9 protein-coding genes are annotated in these 3287 nt (G+C 36.2%); all 9 read right to left on the bottom strand.

Translation table 11 applies throughout. The annotated features are described in order from the left end of the window. Positions 1–66: 66 nt before the first annotated feature. A complete protein-coding gene (locus JHC30_06160; protein ID MCI4463735.1) occupies positions 67–510 on the bottom strand; it encodes an HNH endonuclease in 444 nt (147 codons plus the stop codon). 94 nt (positions 511–604) lie between these two features. After that, positions 605–808 (bottom strand): hypothetical protein, encoded by a 204-nt coding sequence (locus JHC30_06155; GenBank protein MCI4463734.1) that lies wholly within the window; start codon positions 806–808, stop codon positions 605–607. 8 nt (positions 809–816) lie between these two features. After that, complete coding sequence (locus JHC30_06150) at positions 817–1188, bottom strand: hypothetical protein (GenBank protein MCI4463733.1); 372 nt, start codon at positions 1186–1188, stop codon at positions 817–819. A gap of 201 nt (positions 1189–1389) precedes the next feature. Next, on the bottom strand, positions 1390–1572 hold the full coding sequence (locus tag JHC30_06145; GenBank protein ID MCI4463732.1) for a hypothetical protein: 183 nt from the start codon (positions 1570–1572) through the stop codon (positions 1390–1392). Then, complete coding sequence (locus JHC30_06140; GenBank protein ID MCI4463731.1) at positions 1569–2213, bottom strand: hypothetical protein; 645 nt, start codon at positions 2211–2213, stop codon at positions 1569–1571. The genes JHC30_06145 and JHC30_06140 overlap by 4 nt, the downstream gene beginning before the upstream one ends. Next, complete coding sequence (locus JHC30_06135; protein ID MCI4463730.1) at positions 2206–2427, bottom strand: hypothetical protein; 222 nt, start codon at positions 2425–2427, stop codon at positions 2206–2208. Before JHC30_06135 ends, JHC30_06140 begins: the two co-directional genes overlap by 8 nt. Beyond that, complete coding sequence (locus JHC30_06130) at positions 2411–2635, bottom strand: hypothetical protein (GenBank protein ID MCI4463729.1); 225 nt, start codon at positions 2633–2635, stop codon at positions 2411–2413. Before JHC30_06130 ends, JHC30_06135 begins: the two co-directional genes overlap by 17 nt. After that, positions 2632–2844 (bottom strand): hypothetical protein, encoded by a 213-nt coding sequence (locus JHC30_06125; GenBank protein ID MCI4463728.1) that lies wholly within the window; start codon positions 2842–2844, stop codon positions 2632–2634. The genes JHC30_06130 and JHC30_06125 overlap by 4 nt, the downstream gene beginning before the upstream one ends. Next, a complete protein-coding gene (locus JHC30_06120; GenBank protein ID MCI4463727.1) occupies positions 2841–3233 on the bottom strand; it encodes a hypothetical protein in 393 nt (130 codons plus the stop codon). The genes JHC30_06125 and JHC30_06120 overlap by 4 nt, the downstream gene beginning before the upstream one ends. Between the last annotated feature and the right edge of the window lie 54 nt (positions 3234–3287).

Below are 3287 nucleotides of genomic sequence, written 5' to 3'. Positions count from 1 at the left end.
GAGATTTCTACTTCTTTCCCATATTTACCGATAACAAAATACGGGTAAAGTTCCGCTTTATCAATTCTAACCTTCATTTTTTGCCTCCTTCATTTCTTTTTTAAACTCCTCGAAACTCATACCAGTCAATTTTACAAATTCCTTTCTTAATAACTCGTTCCAAGCCTGTGCGTAAGTAAGATTACGTTTTACAGGTTTCTTAGCAAGTTCCAAAAGGTTCTCATACACATCTTCACCGACTGCCTTCTTGTAAAACTCAATTCGTTCTTCCTCAGTAAGACGACCTCCATGTATGCGGAAGCGATGGCAATAAAAACATAGACTTATCCCGTTTCTTGTGTCCCAGCGAGTATTCCAGTTGTCCCGACCAATAATGTGTGCCGCCTCGACATGTTTTGTTGGCTTCCCGCACATTCGACAGGTAAAGTTGTCCCTCAAGCGAACAATCAAACTCCAAATCTCGTCGTTCTGTTTAACTACCTTCTTTTTCAAGTCCGTTTTGTTCTTCAAATTGTCCTCCTTTCAAGGATAATTTTACGACTTTTTGTCCTGTTTGCAAGGATAAATGTCCGATAAAATGTCCGATAAAATGTCCGAAATCGTTTCATTTTGCACCCCCTGCAAGCCACACAGATACAATACCACCGATAATAAGCACAGTAATAAAAATATCGAAGCACACACCAAAGACTATTGAAAATATGTCAGCATCACGAAAATCAGGTAATGCCGAGATAAACATTGCTTCTATCATACCTAAAAAACAAACGAGAAGTATTGTAAGAAAAATTTTACCTAAAAGCGTCATTTCTCACCTCATAAATTTGCAAATAAGAAAACCGTAAGGAAAAACGCACCAGTGATAAAGAAACTCATAGAAAATCTATTCAATAGCAAAACAATCAAGGCATGATTTTCTGGATAGTCTATAAGTCCTTTAAGATATTCTGCTTTTTCTCGAATTACGTCTTGACTAATTAACATTGATAAGAGCGTCGAAACGATACTCAATATAAAACATACCCACGCAATCAACAATAATGGGACATATCTATAAATAAAATTCATTAAAAACAACGATACTCCCAGCATTGCTCCAGAGAATACTAAAATAGCCTTATCAAACAAAACAGACTCTTGAAAATTAAACTCTTCGGTTTGCATTTGCTCGTTTATATTATTTTTCATCTCTCACCTCTAAAACATTCGAAATATACCAATGATGTGAAGAATAAAGCACACCACTGACGCTATTATAAGAAGTATAGCAGTCTTCTTATCTCTGTCCCAATAATAAGAAATGGCAGCATAAAGTAAAAACATACCCAATGCCAATAAAACATATAGCAACTCCACCAAGCAAAACTGCAAAAAATCATTTGTCATCTCTCACCTACTGAGTATCCAAATCAAAGCAACGATATAGAAAACAAGACACACAGCCGTCACTATTAGAAGTAATATGCCTGTCTCTTTGTCAATGTCTTTGCGATACGAAACACCTGCATAAATGAGAAAAATAGATGTTCCCAACAAACCGAGTATAATTTGCAACACAGGACTTATCCTCACCCCTCACCTCCAAGTTGTTTTTGCAAATGATAAATCTCGCAAAGCCGTTTGAAAATCTCAAATTCAATATCGGTGTTTTTCTTAACAAGCTCCTCAAATTTCTCGTTTTCGTCTCGGTTAATCCTTACTATCATAACTCGTTCAGGATTCTCATAGCCGTTTTCAATAAGCAAGTTGCGATAAGCACTTAATTGATAGACATATGAGTCATAAATCCCCGAGCCTGTTTTCCAATCTGCTAAAGTTAGAATGCCATCTATCTTTCCATAGAAATCTAATGTCCCACCATATTTGTATTTTTCGGACACCAGACTTGCCTCGATTAAAATAGGTTCGATAGTCTTATGTTTTTGCCACTCTAAAAAACTTAAGAAACTATTTTCTGCAAGGTCAATGATGTCTTTCGAATATTCTTTTGTATCAGTGCGTTGTAACTTTAAGAAGTCCAGTATCATTTGATGTGCTAAACTGCCAGCATCGGCAGTAGAGTTCTTTATCTTATGAATGTCTTGCCCGTTGATGCCTTGCTTCCAAGCCCATTCTATTAGTTGAGGTTTTGCAAGAAGTCCGATAACAGTTGTCACGCTTGGAACGATTTCACCACTTTGTAGCGTATAAACTTGATGGATTTTGTTATTCATTTGACGCCTCCTGTGCGATTTCAATTAGTTCTCTAATTGTTTGCTGTCTATTAAAAAACGGAAGTCGGACTGCAATTCTGCAACTTCCGTTAAGTAAGTGATAAAACTCGGGAACTTTGAAGCCTTCATCAAATAATTGTTCCAACAATTCGTAATTCTCAGATTCGCAAACAAAGTAAAAATAACCGTCATAGATTTCATAATCTATTCTCATCATTTACCTCCTTTACGATTTGAATTAGTCTATTGATTGCATTTTTCTTGCCTAACTTCGGAAGCCTGACTACAATTTTGTAGTCTCCCGAAAGAAGTTGAAAACTCTGATAAACCTCAAAGCCTTCGTCTCTTAATTTTTTCTCAAGTTCCTTCGGTGCGTGGATAAAGCCGAAAAAGTTATTTTCAACAAAATAGCCTGTTCTCATTTAAGACCTCCTACAACAACTATCCAAATATATATCAAGACTAAACACGACACAAAAATATACAACACCCACATGATATTAAAAGAAATATCATCTATATGTTTTCGTCTGTCGCTCCATCCAGGCAAAAAAGTATCCAAAAGTTGAACCACCGCAAGCAAAAATAAGACTGTGATACCAGCAATGATAGTAAAAAGCATAATTCTCATTTCTCACCTCCTAAGAGTTCGGGATTTTCGTAAATATTGCCAACGACTTTATAAGGTGTTAGAAATACTAAATCCAAGAATAAATCAGAACGCTCTTGATCTACACCAACTCCCATAAAACCAACAAACTTATCAAGCCATTTTACGATATACAAATGATTATCGTATTTCACAATGTCCCCTTCATAAATCTCTTTCCCGTTCTTGTCTTTCAAACCAGTATACTGCATAAGTTCGAAGCCTGCAAAAAGCCCCGCCTGTGTGCCCGTGTCTAATAGATACCACATAATCAAAGTCGGTCTATTGTCTTTTGTAAAAAAGTCTAACTTATAAACGGTTACCATTTTATTCTCTTTTACAATCCACGCCCTGAATTTGATTTCTCTCATTTCTTATCTCCTTTCGTTTAAAAGTCCTCTTTCATTACTCCATTAGGCTCGAGT

Source organism: Caldisericum sp. (assembly GCA_022759145.1).
Lineage (GTDB): Bacteria > Caldisericota > Caldisericia > Caldisericales > Caldisericaceae > Caldisericum.
The sequence above is the reverse complement of the archived record's forward strand: the minus strand, read 5'-3'. Positions and strand labels throughout refer to the sequence as shown.

What these genes read in the sequence shown, in the direction of transcription:
- JHC30_06155 (MCI4463734.1), bottom strand. Translation starts at nt 808, where the DNA reads ATGACGCTTTTAGGTAAAATTTTTCTTACAATACTTCTCGTTTGTTTT.
- JHC30_06125 (MCI4463728.1), bottom strand. Translation starts at nt 2,844, where the DNA reads ATGAGAATTATGCTTTTTACTATCATTGCTGGTATCACAGTCTTATTT.
- JHC30_06150 (MCI4463733.1), bottom strand. Translation starts at nt 1,188, where the DNA reads ATGAAAAATAATATAAACGAGCAAATGCAAACCGAAGAGTTTAATTTT.
- JHC30_06130 (MCI4463729.1), bottom strand. Translation starts at nt 2,635, where the DNA reads ATGAGAACAGGCTATTTTGTTGAAAATAACTTTTTCGGCTTTATCCAC.
- JHC30_06120 (MCI4463727.1), bottom strand. Translation starts at nt 3,233, where the DNA reads ATGAGAGAAATCAAATTCAGGGCGTGGATTGTAAAAGAGAATAAAATG.
- JHC30_06135 (MCI4463730.1), bottom strand. Translation starts at nt 2,427, where the DNA reads ATGAGAATAGATTATGAAATCTATGACGGTTATTTTTACTTTGTTTGC.
- JHC30_06140 (MCI4463731.1), bottom strand. Translation starts at nt 2,213, where the DNA reads ATGAATAACAAAATCCATCAAGTTTATACGCTACAAAGTGGTGAAATC.